Annotated in this window: 17 protein-coding genes; 11 read left to right on the top strand and 6 right to left on the bottom strand. The window is 69.0% G+C overall.

Annotated features, from left to right (window positions below; all coding sequences use genetic code 11):
• The first annotated feature begins 30 nt into the window (after nt 1-30).
• Both EOD42_RS03730 and EOD42_RS03725 read left to right on the top strand, forming a co-directional pair.
• Entirely contained in the window at nt 31-1,359 is a 1,329-nt protein-coding gene (locus EOD42_RS03730) for an aspartate aminotransferase family protein (RefSeq protein WP_127786017.1), read from the top strand.
• Nucleotides 1,360-1,447: 88 nt separating this feature from the next.
• Nucleotides 1,448-3,091, top strand: coding sequence for a sensor domain-containing phosphodiesterase (locus tag EOD42_RS03725; protein WP_127786015.1), 1,644 nt, complete (start codon nt 1,448-1,450; stop codon nt 3,089-3,091).
• 63 nt (nt 3,092-3,154) lie between these two features.
• On the opposite strand, the gene EOD42_RS03720 is transcribed toward EOD42_RS03725, so the two are convergent.
• On the bottom strand, nt 3,155-3,376 hold the full coding sequence (locus EOD42_RS03720) for a hypothetical protein (RefSeq protein ID WP_127786013.1): 222 nt from the start codon (nt 3,374-3,376) through the stop codon (nt 3,155-3,157).
• A 136-nt stretch (nt 3,377-3,512) separates the two neighbouring features.
• Between EOD42_RS03720 and EOD42_RS03715 the strand changes: the two genes are divergently transcribed.
• Complete coding sequence (locus tag EOD42_RS03715; protein WP_127786011.1) at nt 3,513-3,851, top strand: PepSY domain-containing protein; 339 nt, start codon at nt 3,513-3,515, stop codon at nt 3,849-3,851.
• Here EOD42_RS03715 and EOD42_RS03710 read toward each other — a convergent pair.
• Genes EOD42_RS03710 through EOD42_RS03695 form a run of 4 tightly spaced genes read right to left on the bottom strand, consistent with a single transcriptional unit; the run spans nt 3,848 to nt 10,529 of the window.
• Nucleotides 3,848-4,849 carry an SDR family NAD(P)-dependent oxidoreductase gene (locus EOD42_RS03710; RefSeq protein ID WP_127786009.1) on the bottom strand — a complete coding sequence of 334 codons (1,002 nt, stop codon included), beginning with the start codon at nt 4,847-4,849 and terminating at the stop codon, nt 3,848-3,850. The two genes, EOD42_RS03715 and EOD42_RS03710, sit on opposite strands and share 4 nt — an antisense overlap.
• 28 nt (nt 4,850-4,877) lie before the next feature.
• Entirely contained in the window at nt 4,878-7,535 is a 2,658-nt protein-coding gene (gene ppdK / locus EOD42_RS03705; protein ID WP_127786007.1) for a pyruvate, phosphate dikinase, read from the bottom strand.
• Between the two features lie 10 nt (nt 7,536-7,545).
• A complete protein-coding gene (gene glyS, locus EOD42_RS03700) occupies nt 7,546-9,621 on the bottom strand; it encodes a glycine--tRNA ligase subunit beta (RefSeq protein WP_127786005.1) in 2,076 nt (691 codons plus the stop codon).
• A 50-nt stretch (nt 9,622-9,671) separates the two neighbouring features.
• The gene (locus EOD42_RS03695) at nt 9,672-10,529 is read right to left on the bottom strand and encodes a glycine--tRNA ligase subunit alpha (protein ID WP_127786003.1); all 858 of its coding nucleotides are present in this window, start codon (nt 10,527-10,529) and stop codon (nt 9,672-9,674) included.
• A gap of 77 nt (nt 10,530-10,606) precedes the next feature.
• Between EOD42_RS03695 and EOD42_RS03690 the strand changes: the two genes are divergently transcribed.
• The 8 genes from EOD42_RS03690 to EOD42_RS03655 are packed head-to-tail and all read left to right on the top strand — an operon-like array spanning nt 10,607 to nt 16,214.
• Nucleotides 10,607-11,011 (top strand): ketosteroid isomerase-related protein, encoded by a 405-nt coding sequence (locus tag EOD42_RS03690; RefSeq protein WP_127786001.1) that lies wholly within the window; start codon nt 10,607-10,609, stop codon nt 11,009-11,011.
• Entirely contained in the window at nt 11,008-11,343 is a 336-nt protein-coding gene (locus EOD42_RS03685) for a DHCW motif cupin fold protein (protein ID WP_127785999.1), read from the top strand. Before EOD42_RS03690 ends, EOD42_RS03685 begins: the two co-directional genes overlap by 4 nt.
• A gap of 59 nt (nt 11,344-11,402) precedes the next feature.
• On the top strand, nt 11,403-12,221 hold the full coding sequence (locus EOD42_RS03680) for an EipB family protein (protein ID WP_127785997.1): 819 nt from the start codon (nt 11,403-11,405) through the stop codon (nt 12,219-12,221).
• Entirely contained in the window at nt 12,218-12,973 is a 756-nt protein-coding gene (locus EOD42_RS03675; protein WP_240654854.1) for a RibD family protein, read from the top strand. Before EOD42_RS03680 ends, EOD42_RS03675 begins: the two co-directional genes overlap by 4 nt.
• Entirely contained in the window at nt 12,973-13,938 is a 966-nt protein-coding gene (locus EOD42_RS03670; RefSeq protein WP_127785995.1) for a zinc-dependent alcohol dehydrogenase, read from the top strand. Before EOD42_RS03675 ends, EOD42_RS03670 begins: the two co-directional genes overlap by 1 nt.
• Entirely contained in the window at nt 13,938-14,339 is a 402-nt protein-coding gene (locus tag EOD42_RS03665; RefSeq protein WP_127785993.1) for a 6-pyruvoyl trahydropterin synthase family protein, read from the top strand. The genes EOD42_RS03670 and EOD42_RS03665 overlap by 1 nt, the downstream gene beginning before the upstream one ends.
• Nucleotides 14,336-15,352, top strand: a complete 1,017-nt coding sequence (locus tag EOD42_RS03660; protein ID WP_127785991.1) for a glycosyltransferase family 4 protein — start codon at nt 14,336-14,338, stop codon at nt 15,350-15,352. Before EOD42_RS03665 ends, EOD42_RS03660 begins: the two co-directional genes overlap by 4 nt.
• Nucleotides 15,345-16,214, top strand: coding sequence for a class I SAM-dependent methyltransferase (locus EOD42_RS03655; protein ID WP_127785989.1), 870 nt, complete (start codon nt 15,345-15,347; stop codon nt 16,212-16,214). Before EOD42_RS03660 ends, EOD42_RS03655 begins: the two co-directional genes overlap by 8 nt.
• Here EOD42_RS03655 and EOD42_RS03650 read toward each other — a convergent pair.
• The gene (locus tag EOD42_RS03650) at nt 16,211-16,876 is read right to left on the bottom strand and encodes a hypothetical protein (RefSeq protein ID WP_127785987.1); all 666 of its coding nucleotides are present in this window, start codon (nt 16,874-16,876) and stop codon (nt 16,211-16,213) included. The genes EOD42_RS03655 and EOD42_RS03650 overlap by 4 nt on opposite strands.
• Nucleotides 16,877-16,930 lie beyond the last annotated feature (54 nt).

Below are 16,930 nucleotides of genomic sequence, written 5' to 3'. Positions count from 1 at the left end.
TCGGCCATCCGCCGCCGGAGTAGCGCCGCCATGAACGAGATCTCCATCCCGCGTCCCAACAACCTGGACGCCTACTGGATGCCCTTCAGCAACAATCGGGCCTTCAAGCAGAACCCGATGATGCTCGCCCGTGCCAAGGGCATGTTCTACTACACGCCGGAGGGCCGGGAGGTCATCGACGGCACCGCTGGCCTGTGGTGCTGCAACGCCGGCCACGGCCGCACCGAGATCACGGAAGCCATCCAGAAGCAGGCCGCCGTGATGGACTACGCGCCCACCTTCAACATGGGCCACCCCATCGCCTTCGAGGCCGCCGCCCGCGTGGCCGAGATGACGCCCGACGGCATGGACCGCGTCTTCTTCACCAATTCCGGCTCCGAGAGCGACGACACCGCGCTCAAGATCGCGCTGGCCTATCAGAAGGCCAAGGGCCAGAGCAGCCGCGTGCGCCTGATCGGGCGTGAGCGCGGCTATCACGGCGTGGGCTTCGGCGGCATGTCCGTCGGCGGCATCGGCGGCAACCGCCGCCAGTTCGGCGGCCAGCTTCCCTATGTGGACCACCTGCCGCACACCCATGGCCTGAAGGAGAACTTCTTCGCCAAGGGCATGCCCGAGCATGGCGCCTTCCTGGCCGACAAGCTGGAGGACCTGGTGGCCCTGCACGGCGCCGACACCATCGCCGCCGTGATGGTCGAGCCGGTGTCGGGCTCCACCGGCGTGCTGGTGCCCCCCGTGGGCTACCTGAAGCGCCTGCGTGAGATCTGCACCAAGCACGGCATCCTGCTGATCTTCGATGAGGTCATCACCGGCTTCAGCCGCATCGGTGCGCCCTTCGGCTGCGAGCGTCTGGAAGTGATCCCCGACATGATCACCATGGCCAAGGGCCTGACCAACGCCGCCGTGCCCATGGGTGCGGTCGCCGTGATGAACGAGGTGTACGACACCGTCGTGAACAACAGCCCGGCCGGCATCGAGCTGTTCCACGGCTACACCTATTCCGGCCACCCGCTGGCCGCCGCCGCCGCGATCGCGAGCGTGGACATCCACCAGAAGGAAGACCTGGCGGGCCGCGTGCGCGACATCGAGCCGTACTGGGAGCAGGCCGCGCACAGCCTGAAGGATGCGCCGAATGTGGTGGACATCCGCAACTTCGGCCTGATCGCGGGCATCGAGCTGTCCTCCCGCCCCGGCGCCCCGGGCGCCCGCGCGATGGACATCCTGCGCAGCTGCTTCGACGACGGCCTGCTGGTGCGCGTCACGGGCGACATCATCGCCCTGTCCCCGCCGCTGATCATCGAGAAGCCGCATGTGGACCGCATCTTCAACACGCTGGGCGACGCCCTGCGCAAGGCGGCCTGAACCGGTTTGAGGGGGGCGTGCCCCCCTCACTTTAAGTCTTTTGCAAGCCATGCTGCGTAAGCCTGTCCGGCAGGACGGCACAGGCAGCATGAGCGATACCACCACCCCCCATCGCCCCCTTGGTGAACGCGAGCGCTTCGTCGCCTTCGCCTTCGCCGCCGCGGATCTGCTGGTCGAGGCGGATCTCAGCGGGCGCATCATCTTCGCCACCGGCGCCTTCCGAGCCCGCCTGAACCGCAGGCCCGAGGAGCTGATCGGCCACCCGGTCGCAAGCGTCGTGGCACCGGCCGACCGCGCTGCCCTGACCGCCGCATTGGCCGTGCTGCCCCTGCGCGGCAGGCTTGAGCCCGCGACGCTTCACCTGGCGGACGCGGCGCAGACGCCCTTTGTCGTATCCGGCCTGCACCTGGCCCTTCCGGGCCACGTCGCGCGGCTGTGCCTCAGCTTCGCGCCCATGCCCGGGCGCCTGCCCGACGCACCCGCCGCCATCCCCGCCAGTGCCGCCATGCTGCAGGATGCCGAGGAAAGGATGCGCCGTGCCGCGACCGGCGAGCCGGTGCCCGACGCCCCCGACAAGCTCGGCATGGTCGAGATCCGGGGCGAGATCCCCGAGGCGCTGATGCCCGACATCCGCCGCGTGGTGGGCGATGCAGGCGGCGGTGCGTGCCTGGCGGCCGAGGTCGCGCCGGGCCGGTTCTCCCTGCTTCCCCGCGCCGGTGAACGGCTGCCCGACACCGCAGCCCTTGCCCAGCAGCTGGACGCCATGATGCCGGCGAACGCCAAGGGCAATGTCCGGGTGGATGCGCTGCCGCTCTCGGCGGCCGGGCTGTCACCGCTGCAGGCGGCCCGCGCGCTGCGCAACTGCCTGTCCGCCTTCGCCGCCGGCGGCATTCGCGGCGTGGCCGAAGCCGGTTTCCAGGACGGCCTGCCGGGCTTCGTCGCCGATGTCGCGCAGCGCAGCCAGGTGTTGCGCCGCGCCATCCGGGAAGGGCGCTTCGCCCTGGAATACCAGCCCATCGCCTCCCTCAGCGACCGCAGCATGCACCACTACGAGGCACTGCTGCGCCCGGAGCGCGGCCTGCTCGGCCGCAACCAGGGCCCCGCCGAATTCGTCAGCCTGGCCGAGATGGTGGGGCTGACCGAGGATCTGGACCTGGCGGTGCTGGAACACGCGCTGCGGGCCATTCCGCGCCTGGGCGCGGGCGAGCGTATCGCGATCAACATCTCCGGCCTGTCCATGCAGAGCGAGACCTTCCGTGCCGAGCTGCTGCGCCGGCTGGACATCGTGCCGGATGCCTGCCGGCGCATCATGGTCGAGCTGACGGAAACCGCCGAGATCGAGCATGAGGACGGTGCCGTGCGCACCCTGGCCGCGCTGTCCGAACGCGGCGTGCCGGCCTGCCTGGATGATTTCGGTGCCGGGGCGGCGGCCTTCCGTTACCTGAAGGCCTTCAAGGTGGATTACGTGAAGGTGGATGGCGCCTTCGTGGAGGCCGCAGTGAAGAACCCGCGTGACCGCAGCTTCGTCTCCTCCATGGTCGACCTTTCCCTGGCCGTCGGCGCCAAGGTGATCGCGGAGCGCATCGAGACCGAGGAGCACGCGGCCACCATGCTGGCGCTGGGGGTGGAATTCGGCCAGGGCTGGCACCTGGGCCGCCCCGGCCCGCTGCCTGAACGCCCTGCCGGCCGCGTGGCCGCCAAGGTGATTACCCGCCACGAGGACTGGAGCTGACCCACAAAAAAAAGCCGGCCCCCGCAGAGGGCCGGCTCTTAGTGGGTCTTGGGAAAAGGAAGTTTAGTCGGCCTGGGCCTTGAGAGCGGTCAGGCGAGCCCGGCCGGTCTGCTGGCGGTTGGCCAGCAGCGAGGCCAGGGAAGCGTCAGCCTTCAGCCGGCGAAGATGCGCGTTGCGCGCAGCCTTCCGGCCGTCGGACCAGACCAGGGCGAGGGGCGCCAGCGCCAACGCCAGCATGAACACGCCCAACACGACGGGGGTGAATTGGCTGGTCAGTTCGAACATGGCTTTATCTCCTGGTCTGCGGTGCGGCGTCGTCACGACGCTGACTGATGATGAGCTTTTAGCCATGTGCGTCTGAACCCACGCTGAGTGCGGCATTCAGCCTTGGTTCAGAGTGAGGGGTCTGTTATCGTCAATCATGCGACGCAAGTTGTTGTTAACGCTGGGGCTCGGGGCGCTGTTTGCGTCTGCTGCATTGCTGCCAGACCATTTTGCCTCGGCGCAGGATCGCAGAGATCATGAACGGGCGCGTGCCGCGCTTGAGGCCGGAGAGATCAGGCCCCTGTCGGAAATCCTGAAGCTGGTGGAAGCGCGCTTCCTGGGCCGCGTGATCGAGGCCGACCTCGACCGCGACGACGGCATATGGCTCTATGAATTCAAGATCCTGCCGCCCAATGGCCGCCTGTTCCGGGTGGAGGTGAATGCCGCCACCGGGGCGGTGCTGCGCACCAGCGGGGATGTCCAGTACCGGCGTTAGGCGCCGTAGAACTCCCGGTACCAAGCCACGAATTCCTGCACGCCCCGCGTCACCGGGGTTTCGGGCACTTCGCCGGTCAGGGCGCGCAGCAGGGCGGGTTCGGCCCAGGTTGTCTCCACCTCGCCGGGCTGGCGGTCGCGGTACAGCTTCTCCGCCTGGCGCCCCAGGGCGCTTTCCACCGCCGCGATGAAATCCATCAGCTGCACCGGATTGCCGCCGCCGATGTTCACCACGCGAAAGGGTGCGACCGGCGAAAGGCTGTCCATCTCGCCCACCTGGTGGCCTTCCACCGGCGGATGCGCGGCCAGGCGGGTGATCGCCTCCACCAGATCATCCACATAGGTGAAGTCACGCGCCATGCGGCCGTGGCCGTACACCTCGATGGGTTCACCGGCCAGGATCGCGCGGGTGAACCTGAACAGCGCCATGTCCGGCCGGCCCCAGGGGCCATAGACGGTGAAGAAGCGGAAGCAGGTGACGGGCAGCTTCCACAGATGCGCGTGGGAATGGGCCATCACCTCCATGCTGCGCTTGCTTGCGGCATAGATGTTCAGGGCGGTGTCGGCCTGGTCGTCCTCGCGGAAGGGCAGCTTGTCGGTCGCGCCATAGACGCTGCTGGTGCTGGCCATCAGCAGATGGGCGGGCGGGTGCTTCCGGCAGGCCTCCAGCACATGGAAGCTGCCCTGGATGTTGCTGGAGACATAGTCCTCCGGCGCCTTCAGCGCGTGGCGCACACCGGCCTGGGCGGCCAGATGCACCACCAGCTCCGGCCGCAGCCCGTCCACCACCGCCTCCAGCGCGGGGCGGTCGGTGATGTCCAGCACATGGGGGGTGAAGCGCGGGTCCTCGGAGAGGATGGCGTGGCGCGCCTGTTTCAGCGCCACGTCATAATAGGCGTTCATGTTGTCGATGCCGGCCACCGTATGGCCCTTCGCCAGCAGGCGACGGGCCAGGTGGAAGCCGATGAAGCCGGCGCTGCCGGTGATGAGAACGCGCATCCGGCAGCTCCGACGGGGGCGGTGCCCCTTACTTCTTGGCGCCCAGCGCCGCCTGCGCCGCCGCCAGACGCGCCACCGGCACGCGGTAGGGCGAGCAGGAAACGTAGTCGAGGCCGACGCTCTCGCAGAAGGTGATGGAGGCCGGGTCGCCGCCATGCTCGCCGCAGATGCCGAGCTTGAGGCCGTTCTTCACCGTCCGGCCCTTGCTGGAGCCGATCTTCACCAGCTCGCCCACGCCTTCCACGTCGATCGACACGAACGGGTCCTTCGGGAAGATGCCGTGCTCCAGATATTCCGGCAGGAACTTGCCGGCATCGTCGCGCGACAGGCCGAAGGTGGTCTGCGTCAGGTCGTTGGTGCCGAAGCTGAAGAAGTCCGCGTTCTCGGCGATCTTGTCGGCGTTGAGCGCCGCGCGCGGCAGCTCGATCATGGTGCCGACCAGGTATTCCAGCGTCGTGCCCGTCTCGGCGAAGACGGCGGCAGCCTGCTTCTCCACCTGGGCGCGGGTGATCTCCAGCTCACGCGTGGTGGCCACCAGCGGGATCATGATCTCGGGCACCGGGGCCTTGCCGGCTTCCTTGGCGACGATCACCGCGGCCTCGAAGATGGCACGCGCCTGCATCTCATAGATCTCCGGATAGGAGATGCCGAGGCGGCAGCCGCGATGGCCGAGCATCGGGTTGGCTTCCGCCAACTCCTCGCCGCGGCGCTTCATGGTGGCCAGGTCCGTGTTCAGGCTCTGCGCCACCTCGGCCATCTCGGCATCGGTGTGGGGCAGGAACTCGTGCAGCGGCGGGTCCAGCAGGCGGATCGTGACGGGCAGGCCGGCCATGATGCGGAACAGCTGGGCGAAGTCGTCACGCTGGAAGGGCAGCAGCTTGGCCAGCGCGTCGCGGCGGCCCTGCTCCGTCTCGGACATGATCATCTGGCGCACCGCGCCGATGCGCGCGGGGTCGAAGAACATGTGCTCGGTGCGGCACAGGCCAATGCCCTCGGCGCCGAACTTGCGGGCGGTGTCCGCGTCCAGCGGGGTTTCGGCGTTGGCGCGCACCTTCATGCGGCGCACCTGGTCGGCCCATTCCATCAGCGTGGCGAAGTCACCCGACAGCTTGGGCTCGATCATCGGCACGGAGCCGACGAAGATCTCACCGGTCGCGCCGTCGATGGTCAGGGTCTCACCGGCGCGGACGATGTGGCCGCCGGCCGACAGGGCCTGGGCGCTGTAGTCCACCGTGATGCCGCCGGCACCGGCCACGCAGGGCCGGCCCATGCCGCGGGCCACCACCGCCGCGTGGCTGGTCATGCCGCCGCGCGTGGTCAGGATGCCCTTTGCGGCGTGCATGCCGTGGATGTCCTCGGGCGAGGTCTCGATGCGGACGAGGATGACGGCCTCGCCCTTGGCGGCGCGCGTCTCGGCCTCATCGGCGGAGAACACGACCGCGCCGCAGGCAGCGCCCGGCGAGGCGGGCAGGCCCTTGGACAGCACGGTGCGCGGCGCCTTCGGGTCCAGCATCGGGTGCAGCAGCTGGTCGAGCGAGGCGGGCGGCACGCGGTTGATCGCTTCCTCGCGGCTGATCAGGCCTTCATTGGCCATCTCCACCGCGATGCGCAGGGCGGCGCCGGCGGTGCGCTTACCGGTGCGGGTCTGCAGCATGTACAGCTTGTTCTGCTGCACGGTGAACTCGATGTCCTGCATGTCCTGGTAGTGCTTTTCCAGGGTCTCGCGGACCTTCACCAGATCGGCATAGGCGCCGGGCATCACCTCTTCCATCGGCTTCTCGCCGGGCTTGGCGCGGCCCTTGCTCATGGGCTGCGGGGTGCGGATGCCCGCCACCACGTCCTCGCCCTGGGCGTTCACCAGATACTCGCCGTAGAAGATGTTCTCGCCGGTGGACGGGTCACGCGTGAAGCAGACGCCGGTCGCGCAATCCAGGCCCATGTTGCCGAACACCATCGCCTGGACGTTCACGGCGGTGCCCCAGCTGGCCGGGATTTCGTGCAGGCGGCGATAGGTGATGGCGCGCTGGTTCATCCAGGAGCCGAACACGGCGCCGATCGCGCGCCACAGCTGCTCCTTCGGGTCCTGCGGGAAGGGCTTGCCGGTGACTTCCTCGACCATCTCCTTGTACTCGGAGACGACGCCCTGCCAGTCGGCGGCGGTCAGGTCGGTGTCTTCCATCACGCCGCGCGTCAGCTTGGCGTGCTCGATGATTTCCTCGAAGCGGTGGTGATCGACCTCAAGCACCACATTGCCGAACATCTGGATGAAGCGGCGGTAGCTGTCCCAGGCGAAGCGGTCGTCCCCGCTCGCCTTGGCCAGGCCGGCCACGGTGATGTCGTTCAGGCCCAGGTTCAGCACCGTATCCATCATGCCGGGCATGGAGGCGCGGGCGCCGGAGCGCACGGAGACCAGCAGCGGCTTGGTGGCATCGCCGAACAGCAGGCCGACCGAGCTTTCGACATGGGCCAGGGCGGCTTCCACCTCGGCCGTCAGTTCCGCCGGGTAGGTTTCCTTGTTGGCATAGTAATAGGTGCAGACTTCGGTGGTAATCGTGAAGCCCGGGGGAACCGGCAGGCCGATGCTGGCCATCTCGGCCAGGTTGGCGCCCTTGCCGCCCAGCAGGTTACGCATATCGGCGCGGCCTTCGTTACGGCCGGCGCCGAAGCTGTACACCCATTTGGTCATCAGATGTTCCTCAGGCTTCAATCTGGGAGAGTTCTGCCACATCAGCCATGGATGTGGCGAGACGGTGGAGCAACCGCAGGCGGTTGGCCCGGAGGTCGGGATCGGGGGCGTTCACCATGACGCTTTCGAAAAACGCATCCAGGGGAACGCGCAGGGCGGCCAGGGTTTCCACCGCAACTGCGAAATTCTCAGCCTCCAGCGCGGCGCGGGCGGCGGGTTCCGCCGTCTCAAGCGCGGAAAACAGCGCTTTTTCGGCCTCGTCGGCCAGAAGGGCGGAATTCACCGGACCGTCATGCGGCCCGTCCTTCTTGTTCTCGATGCGCAGGATGTTCTGCGCCCGGCGCGCGGCGGCCAGAAGGGCGGCGCCGGTCTCGGTTTCAACCAGGGATTGCAGGGCCGATGCCCGGGCAAGGATGCGCAGGATGTCATCGTCGGTGCCGATGGAGGCGGCGACGAGATCATGGCGCCCGCCCTCGGCGCGGAGCTGGACGCGGAGGCGTTCGAGGATGAAGGCCGTGACATCGCTGGCGATGGCATTCAGGTCCAAGTCGACATCACTAATCTTACGGATAGACCTTTGAACGCCACCCGCCGCGAACAACACGTTGCTCCATAGGCGGAGCCGCAGATTGTTCTCACGGATAATTCGGATCACACCCAGCGCAGCACGACGTAGCGCGAAGGGGTCGCCCGAGCCGGTCGGCTTCTCGCCCACCGCGAAGAAGCCCGCCAGCTGGTCCAGCTTGTCAGCCAGCGCCACGGCGATGGCCACCGGGCCGGTCGGCACGGCGTCGGTCGGGCCCAGCGGACGATAGTGTTGGGAGACAGCCTCGGCCACTTCCGGTGTCTCGCCACCGCGCGCGGCATAGTAGCCACCCATGATGCCTTGTAGTTCCGGGAACTCGCCTACCATGCCGCTCGCAAGATCTGCTTTCGCGAGCTTGGCGGCACGCGCTGCGAGATCCGGGTCAGCGCCAACAAACGGGGCCAGACTACGACTCAGTTCTTCCAACCGTCGCACGCGGTCGCCCTGCGTGCCCAGCTTCGCGTGGAACACCGCGCCATCCAGCTTCGGCAGCAGGCTCTCCAGCGGCGCCTTCAGGTCATGGTCCCAGAAGAAGCGCGCATCGGACAGGCGCGCGCGCAGCACGCGCTCATTGCCCGCCACCAGCGCGGCACCGCCATCGGCCGCCGCGATGTTGGCCACCAGCGCGAAGCGCGGCGCCGCCGACCCATCAGCCTTGCGCAGCGCGAAATAGCGCTGGTTGACGCGCATGGAGGTGCGCATGACCTCCGCCGGCAGGTCCATGAAATCGTCGTCGATGCGGCCCAGCAGCGGCACCGGCCATTCGACCAACCCGGCCACCTCGTTCAGCAGACCCTCATCGGGCACCACGTCCAGCCCCTCGGCCGAGGCCAGCGCCGCGATGCCCTCGCGGATCGCGGCCAGCCGCTCCTCGGGCTCCACCACCACGAAACGGTCACGCAGCTTGCTCACGAAATCCGCATAGCCCGAGACGCGGAAGGCGCCGGGGCCGTGCACGCGATGCCCCTCGGTCTCGTCGCCGGAGGCGATGCCATGCGCCGCGTCGTCCTCGCGCGCCAGGGCAAAGGGCACTACCTGGCCATCCAGCAGGCACAGGATGCGTTGCAGCGGCCGCACCCAGGTGAAGCCGCTGATGCCCCAGCGCATGGATTTCGGCCAGGGGAAGGACCACAGCACCCCCGGCAGCGCGCCGGCGATCAGCGCCGCGGCCTCCGTGCTGGAACCGGGCTTCACCAGCACCCAGAAATCGCCCTGCTGGGTGAGGTCTTCCTTGGTCGCGCCATGCTTGCGCAGGAAGCCGGTCAGCGCGGCCTCGGGCGCGCTGGTGCGCGGGCCGCGCTCTTCCTTCGGCGCGGTCTCGGCACTGGCGGCCACCTGCATCACCAGGCCGATCCGGCGCGGACCATGGAAGCCGCGGGGCGCGCCCTGGGCGATCGGCGCCAGGGCGGCGCCCACCAGGCGGCACAGATCCTCTGCCGCGCGGGCCTGCATACGGGCCGGGATTTCCTCGGTGAGGAGCTCAAGAAGCAGTTCGGGCACTAGATCGCAGCCTTCACTTCGATGGTCGGAACGTCACGCGGGGTCATGGGTCAGGCGGCCTTGGCCAGCCAGCTTTCGCAGCAGGCCTTTGCCAGCGTGCGCACCCGGCCGATATAGGCCGCGCGCTCCGTCACGCTGATGGCGCCGCGCGCGTCCAGCAGGTTGAAGCGGTGGCTGGCCTTGATGCAGTGGTCATAGGCCGGCATGGCCAGGCCCTTCTCCACCAGCGCCAGGCATTCCTGCTCGGCTTCCTCGAACTGCTTCTTCAGCAGGTCGATGTTGGCGAATTCGAAGTTGTGGGCGCTGTATTCCTGCTCGGCACGCAGGAACACCTCGCCATAGGTCACGCCGTCGTCGTTGAAGCGCAGGTCGTACACGTTCTCGACGCCCTGGATGTACATGGCCAGCCGTTCCAGGCCGTAGGTCAGCTCGCAGCTCGGCACCTCGCACGGGATGCCGCCGACCTGCTGGAAATAGGTGAACTGCGTCACCTCCATGCCGTCGCACCAGACTTCCCAGCCCAGGCCCCAGGCGCCCAGCGTCGGGCTTTCCCAGTCATCCTCGACGAAGCGGATGTCGTGCAGGGCGGGGTCCAGCCCCAGCGCCTTGTAGCTTTCCAGCAGCAGGGCCTGCGGGTCACGCGGGCTCGGCTTCATGATGACCTGGTACTGGTAATAGTGCTGCAGCCGGTTCGGGTTCTCGCCATAGCGGCCATCCGACGGGCGGCGGGAAGGCTGGACATAGGCCGCCTTCCAGGGCGTGCCGCCCAGCGCGCGCAGCGTGGTGGCCGGGTGAAAGGTGCCCGCGCCCATTTCCATGTCATAGGGCTGGAGGATGAGGCAGCCCTGGCTGGACCAGTAGCGGTGCAGCGTCAGGATCATGTCCTGGAAGGAAAGAGCTTTGGTCATGTCCGGCTTGGTAACCCTGGGCTGGCGCAGTCTGAGGCGGTGCAACATAAACATGCAGCACCCATCCCGGAAGCCACATGACCGAGACCATCGACCTGATCCGCCGCTATTATGCCGCTTTCAACGCGGGCGAGTGGGAAACCATGCTCTCGCTGCTGACGGATGACGTGGCGCACGACATCAACCAGGGCGGGCGTGAGGTGGGCATGGACGCCTTCCGTGCCTTCCTGGCGCGCATGGACCGCTCCTATGCCGAGCAATTGCGGGACATCGTGGTGATGGCGGCGCCGGATGGCGCCCGGGCGTCGGCTGAGTTCGTGGTGCATGGCACCTATAAGGCAACCGACGAGGGGCTGCCGCCGGCCACGGGCCAGCGCTACGTTCTGCCGGCGGGCGCCTTCTTTGACATCCGCGGCGGGCGCATCGCGCGCGTCAGCAACTTCTACAACCTGGCCGACTGGCTGCAGCAGGTGGGTGCATGAAACTCCCGGAATCCCCGTTTACCGCGATCGACTGGTCCAAGGTCGAGCCCACCCGCCACGAAGGCACCACGGGCTTCGCCCTGTGGCGCACCGTGACCATGGGCGACGTCCGCATCCGCATCGTGGAGTATTCCCCGGGCTATCTGGCGGACCATTGGTGCGACCGCGGCCATGTGATGCTGCTGCTGGAAGGCGAGCTGACCAGCGAGCTGCAGGACGGCCGCGAATTCCCGATGACGCCGGGCCAGGGGTACAAGGTGTCCGATTTCGGCGACTCGCCCCACCGCTCCAAGACCGGCGACAAGGGCGCGAAGCTGTTCATTGTGGACTGAAATACCCCAGTAACACCCAGCCCACTGCAACGCGGCGCAAAAATGCCTACATTGGCTGGATGCGTCGCATCCTCCTGGCCGGCATCGCCGCCGTCTCCCTCGCCTGGGCCTTGCCCGCCACCGCTGCCGAACCGCAGGAGGGGGCGGGCGCCATGCTCGCCCACCGCGCGGCGTACCGGCTGAACCTGGACCGCGTGCGCGACCAGGGCGGCGTGCAGCGGGCCGAGGGCGCCATGGTCTTCGAGATCCAGGACGCCTGCGAAGGCTGGACCACGCGCCAGCGCTTCACCCTGGTGGTCACGGACCGCGACGGCAACCGCATCGAGACCAGCAGCGACTATTCCACCTTCGAGGCCAAGGACGGTTCCCGCCTGCGCTTCTCCCTGACGCAGATGACCGAGGGCGCCGTCACCCAGCGCATCTCCGGCGAGGCGACGCGCAACCCGGACGGCACCGGCCGCGTCACCTACCAGGACCCCGCGCCCAACGAGACCCAGCTGCCGCGCGGCACGCTGTTCCCGATGATGCACACCATCCGCGCCCTGGCCACCGCACGCGCCGGGCAGCGCATCCTGGCCGCGCCGTTGATGGACGGCACGGATGAGGACGGCGCGCAGGAAACCAGCACCTTCATGATCGGCGCGATGCAGGAGCCGCAGGCCAACCCCCGCTTCCCCGCCATGGCGGGCCAGGCAGCGCAGCGCATGCGCATTTCCTTCTTTGAGCCCGGCTCCCAGGCAGGCGCCGGCACGCCGAACTATGAGGTCGCGCTGCGCTACTATGCCAATGGCGTGGCCGATGACGTCCACATGGATTTCGGCGAGTTCAGCGTCGCCGGTGAGCTGCTGGAGCTGGCGCCAACCCCCGGTGGCTGTTGAGCGACCCAGGCTGGAACGCGCTGCTGGAGGGGCGGGCCGAGGGCCCGCTTGCCCCTCTGTTCGCGCCGCTGCTGGCGGCGCCTGACACCCCTGACGGATGCCTGGTGATCGGCCGCCTGGCACAGACGCTGGACGGCCGCATCGCGACCCGCAGCGGCTCATCCCAATGGATCGGCGGGCCGGGTGACCTCATGCACACCCATCGCCTGCGTGCCTTGTGCGACGTGGTGCTGGTGGGTGCCGCGACGGTCGCCAATGACGACCCGCAACTGACCACCCGGCTGGTGCCGGGGCCGGACCCGGTGCGCGTCATCCTCGACACCCGGCAGGAGCTGCCGCTGGAACGCAAGGTGTTCCAGGGCGGCCCGCGCACGATCCTGGCGGTGGCGGAGGACGCGGCGCGCGGCACCCGCCATGGCACCGCCGATATCCTGCCGGTGCCGCGCTGCGGGGAAGGGCGGCTGCATCTGCCGGCCTTGCTGGCCTCGCTGGCCGCCCAGGGCCTGACCCGGATCTTCGTGGAGGGCGGCGGCATCACGGTGTCCCGCTTTCTCATCGCCGGGCTGATCGACCGGCTGCATGTCACGGTCGCCCCCATCATCCTGGGCTCGGGTCGCCCGGCCTTTGCCCTCCCCGAGGCCGCGCGGATCAGCGACGGCCTCAAGCTCTCCTGGACCTGCCATGACATCGCCCCGGATGTGCTGTTCGATATGGCGGTGAACCGCGCCCGCCCCCCCATGGTCTGTCCCTGATGCCCCGCGCCCTTTGGGTGACCGCCGCCGGAGAGGTGGCGCTGCTCGACGCCCCCCTGCCGCCGCGCGCCGACGGCCAATTGCGCCTGCGCATGCTGGCCAGCGGCATTTCACGCGGGACGGAGCGGCTGGTGCTGCACCACCGCGTCCCCGAAAGCCAGTACGCCGTCATGCGCGCGCCTCTGCAACTGGGGGATTTCGGCGGGCCGGTCGCCTATGGCTATTGCGGCGTGGCGATGGTGGAGGAAGGGGCGCTGTCGGGCCGGCGTGTGTTTGTGCTGGCCCCGCATCAGGAGGCTCTGGTCGCCCCCGCCCATTTCTGCACGCCGCTGCCCGATGCCCTGCCGACGCACCGCGCGGTGCTGGGCGCGAATATGGAAACGGCGCTGAACATCATGTGGGATGCCCGGCCCCTGGCCGGCGAGCGCGCCCTGGTGATCGGTGCGGGGGTTGTCGGGCTGCTCGCGGCGTTTCTGCTGGCGCGGTTTCCGGGCGTGCAGGTCACGGTGGTGGACCCTGACGCCTCCCGTGCCGCCATTGCCCGCGCGCTGGGCGCGGATTTTCGCGCGCCGGCCGAGGCGCCGGCCGACCAGGAACTCATCATCCATGCCAGCGCCACGGAGGCCGGGCTGAACCTGGCCCTGTCGCGCGCGGGTTTCGAGGCACGCCTCATCGAAGCCAGCTGGTTCGGCGCCGCGCGCCCGGCCCTGCCGCTGGGTGAGGCCTTCCATCAGAAGCGCCTGCAGATCATCTCGACCCAGGTCGGCAGCGTCTCGCCCGCCATGCGGGGGCGGCGCACGCATGGAGAGCGCATGGCCCTCGCGCTGGATCTGCTGCGCGATGACAGGCTGGATGGCCTGCTGGAACCCCCCATCGCCTTTGCCGACCTGCCCCGGCATTATGCCGCGCTGCTGGAACGCCCAGCCCTCTGCCCGCTCGTGACCTATCCGGAGACCACCGCCTGATGTTCAGCCTGACCGTCGTCGACCACATCATGGTCGCGCACAGCTTCCGCGGTAAGGAATTCGGCCCGGCCCAGCGGCTGCATGGCGCGACCTTCGTGGTGGAGGCGGAGTTCCGCGCGCCGAAGCTGGACGATCTGCACCTGCTGATCGACATCGGGCTGGCGAAGGATGAGCTGCGGAAGATCCTCTCCGCGATCGACTACCGGAACCTGGACGAGGAACCCGTCTTCGCCGGCAAGAACACCACCACCGAGTATCTGTGCCTGCACATCCATGGCCTGCTGGCCGAGGCCTGCCGCGACGGCCGCATGGGCCCCGGCGGTGCGGGCGTGACCGGCATCAAGGTGCTGCTGCGTGAGAGCCATGTGGCCTGGGCCGCCTTCGAAGGGCCCGTCGCGTGAAGATCGCCCTGCTGGTCCCGGCCCCCATCGAGACGGTTTCGGGCGGCTACAACTACGACCGGCGGCTGATCGCGGGGCTGCGGGCCAACGGCCATGCGGTGCGGGTCATCGAACTGGCCGGCAACCACCCCATGCCGGACGACACGGCCGAGGCGGCCGCCCGTGCCGCCTGGGCCGGAATTGCCGAGGACGAGCTGCCGGTGATCGACGGCCTGGGCCTGCCCGCCTTCGCAGGGCTGGATCTGGGCCGCGCCGTGGGGCTGATCCATCACCCGACGGCGCTGGAAAAGGGCCTGAACCGCGACGCGCTGCGCGAGAAGGAGCTGGCGCTGTTCCCGGCCATGAAGCGCCTCGTCGCCACCTCGCGCCTGACCGCCGAGCGCCTGGCCGCCGACTTCGGCGTGGACGCCGCGAAGGTCGGGGTGGTGGAGCCGGGTACGGATGCCGCCGAGCGGGCGAAGGGCTCGGGCGGCCCCGGCGTGCGGATCCTGGCCGTGGGCACGCTGGTGCCGCGCAAGGGGCACGATGTGCTGCTGCGGGCGCTGGCCCGCCTGGCTGATCTCGACTGGTCCCTGGGCATTGCGGGCGGAGCGCGCGATGAGGTGCATGCGAACGGCCTGAAGGGGCTGGCCGAGGAGCTGGGTCTGGCCCAGCGAGTCGAGTTCCTGGGCGAGCTGGACGATGCCACGCTCGCCGCAGCGTATGACAGGACGGACCTGTTCGCCCTGGCGACCCACTGGGAAGGCTATGGCATGGCCGCCGCCGAGGCGATCGCACGCGGCCTGCCCTGTGCCCTGACGGCCGGTGGCGCCATTACCGATGTCGTTCCGCGTGCTGCCTGCGTGGTGGCGCAGCCGGGTGACGCCAATTCACTGTCGCGCGCCATGCGCCGCGTGATCTTTGACCCCGGCCTGCGGCAGGAGATGTCCGACGCGGCCTGGGAAGCCGCCGGCAGCCTGCCCCGCTGGGCCGATCGCGCCGAGGCCTTCGCACAGGAACTTGCCCGTGACTGAGAGTTTTTCCGCTGATTGGCTGACCCTGCGCGAGCCATTCGACGCCGCGGCCCGCGCCCCTGGCCTGGCTGAGGCGCTCTCCGCCGCGCTGCCGGCGCGGCCGCGCCTGCTCGATCTGGGCGCGGGCACCGGCTCGCTCACCCGCTGGCTGGGGCCCATCCTGGGCCGAGGGCAAAGCTGGACCCTGGTCGATGCCGATGCCGAGCTGGTCTACCGCGCCTTCGCCACCCTGGCCGACCGTGCCGATCTGGTCGGCTGGCAGACCGCCTGGCCCGATGCGCGCACCCTGGTGGTGAAGGCCCCGGGCGGGCATTGGCGCATCGAGGGCCTGCTGGCCGACCTGCGCGAGGCCGCGGACCAGCTTCCGCTGGAGAAGGTGGACGCGGTGGTGACGACCGCGCTGTGTGACCTGGTCACAACCGATTGGGTGGAGAAGGTGGCCGCCGGCTGTGCCGAGTATGGTCTGCCCTTCTATGCGGCGCTGAATGTCTCAGGCGGCACGCGCTTTTTCCCTGCTCATCCCGATGATGTGCTGGTGCGGCGCGGCTTCGCGCGTGATCAGGCGCGGGACAAGGGTTTCGGCGGCAAGGCGCTGGGTGAGGCCGCGCCCCAGGCCATCGCTGCCGCCTTTGCCCGCCATGGCTACAAGGTTCGGCTGGCGCCGAGCCCCTGGCAGATTGATCGCCGGCAGGTCGCCATGACCCATGAGCTGGCCATCGGTCATGCGGAGGCTGCTGCCCGCGCGCTGCCCGGCGCCCGCAAGCGGATCGCGGCCTGGGCCGAGATGCGCAGCCGCCACGCCGAATTGCGGCGGCTGTCGCTGGTCGTGCCCCATCTGGACCTGCTGGCGCTGCCCGCCTAGCGCGGATCCGCGGCGTGGGTGGTGATGGCCTGCTGCAGTTCTTCCGGTACGACGGCGCGCGGCTTCAGCAGCACCAGCGTGCCGGCTGACCCGACCACCTCGAAGAAGGGGGCCAGGGCCTCCTGATAGGCGCGACGGGGCCAGTAGTCGTGGATGGCGACATGGCCTTCAGCATCCAGCCGGCCATGGGCAGACAGGGCGCAGGCGATGCGGAAGCGGCCGTCGACCAGCACGAAATCCGCGCGCGGCATGCTGAACCAGGGGGCGCCCCAATAGCGCCAGCCGGTATCGGCCGAAGGCGCCATCAGCGGCCAGCCCCATTCCCGGGTCGGCCCGATTTCCGCATGCCATTGCGTCAGCCGGCCTTGGCGCAGCGCGCGAGCGGCGGCGGCACCCTCGGCCACGCGGTTCAGCCAGGCGCGGTCAGAATCGACCGACAGCAGGCGGCCCTCGCTCGCATCCAGCAACAGACCCGTGCTGCCGCCGCAACCGAACTCCAGCATGCTGCGTGCCCCTGCCGCGGCAGCGCGCAGCAGCGCCTGCTCGGCACCCGACATGGCGGGCTGCATGGGGGCGGGCGTCAGGCCCTGCGCCAGATCAGGAAGCGCGAAATCCGGCAGTGCCAGGCCGACGGTTTCCGGCACAGGAAGGGTCAGGGACATCGTCAACTCCTCGGCCAGATGTCGAGGAGGCGAGTGTCAGCCAGCTTGGTTAAC

The sequence above is a fragment of the Rhodovarius crocodyli genome, assembly GCF_004005855.1.
Taxonomy (GTDB): domain Bacteria; phylum Pseudomonadota; class Alphaproteobacteria; order Acetobacterales; family Acetobacteraceae; genus Rhodovarius; species Rhodovarius crocodyli.
The sequence above is the reverse complement of the archived record's forward strand: the minus strand, read 5'-3'. Positions and strand labels throughout refer to the sequence as shown.

Coding starts and splice junctions, on each gene's coding strand:
- EOD42_RS03730 (WP_127786017.1), top strand. CDS start 31: ATGAACGAGATCTCCATCCCGCGTCCCAACAACCTGGACGCCTACTGG.
- EOD42_RS03725 (WP_127786015.1), top strand. CDS start 1,448: ATGAGCGATACCACCACCCCCCATCGCCCCCTTGGTGAACGCGAGCGC.
- EOD42_RS03720 (WP_127786013.1), bottom strand. CDS start 3,376: ATGTTCGAACTGACCAGCCAATTCACCCCCGTCGTGTTGGGCGTGTTC.
- EOD42_RS03715 (WP_127786011.1), top strand. CDS start 3,513: ATGCGACGCAAGTTGTTGTTAACGCTGGGGCTCGGGGCGCTGTTTGCG.
- EOD42_RS03710 (WP_127786009.1), bottom strand. CDS start 4,849: ATGCGCGTTCTCATCACCGGCAGCGCCGGCTTCATCGGCTTCCACCTG.
- ppdK (WP_127786007.1), bottom strand. CDS start 7,535: ATGACCAAATGGGTGTACAGCTTCGGCGCCGGCCGTAACGAAGGCCGC.
- EOD42_RS03695 (WP_127786003.1), bottom strand. CDS start 10,529: ATGACCAAAGCTCTTTCCTTCCAGGACATGATCCTGACGCTGCACCGC.
- EOD42_RS03690 (WP_127786001.1), top strand. CDS start 10,607: ATGACCGAGACCATCGACCTGATCCGCCGCTATTATGCCGCTTTCAAC.
- EOD42_RS03685 (WP_127785999.1), top strand. CDS start 11,008: ATGAAACTCCCGGAATCCCCGTTTACCGCGATCGACTGGTCCAAGGTC.
- EOD42_RS03680 (WP_127785997.1), top strand. CDS start 11,403: ATGCGTCGCATCCTCCTGGCCGGCATCGCCGCCGTCTCCCTCGCCTGG.
- EOD42_RS03670 (WP_127785995.1), top strand. CDS start 12,973: ATGCCCCGCGCCCTTTGGGTGACCGCCGCCGGAGAGGTGGCGCTGCTC.
- EOD42_RS03665 (WP_127785993.1), top strand. CDS start 13,938: ATGTTCAGCCTGACCGTCGTCGACCACATCATGGTCGCGCACAGCTTC.
- EOD42_RS03650 (WP_127785987.1), bottom strand. CDS start 16,876: ATGTCCCTGACCCTTCCTGTGCCGGAAACCGTCGGCCTGGCACTGCCG.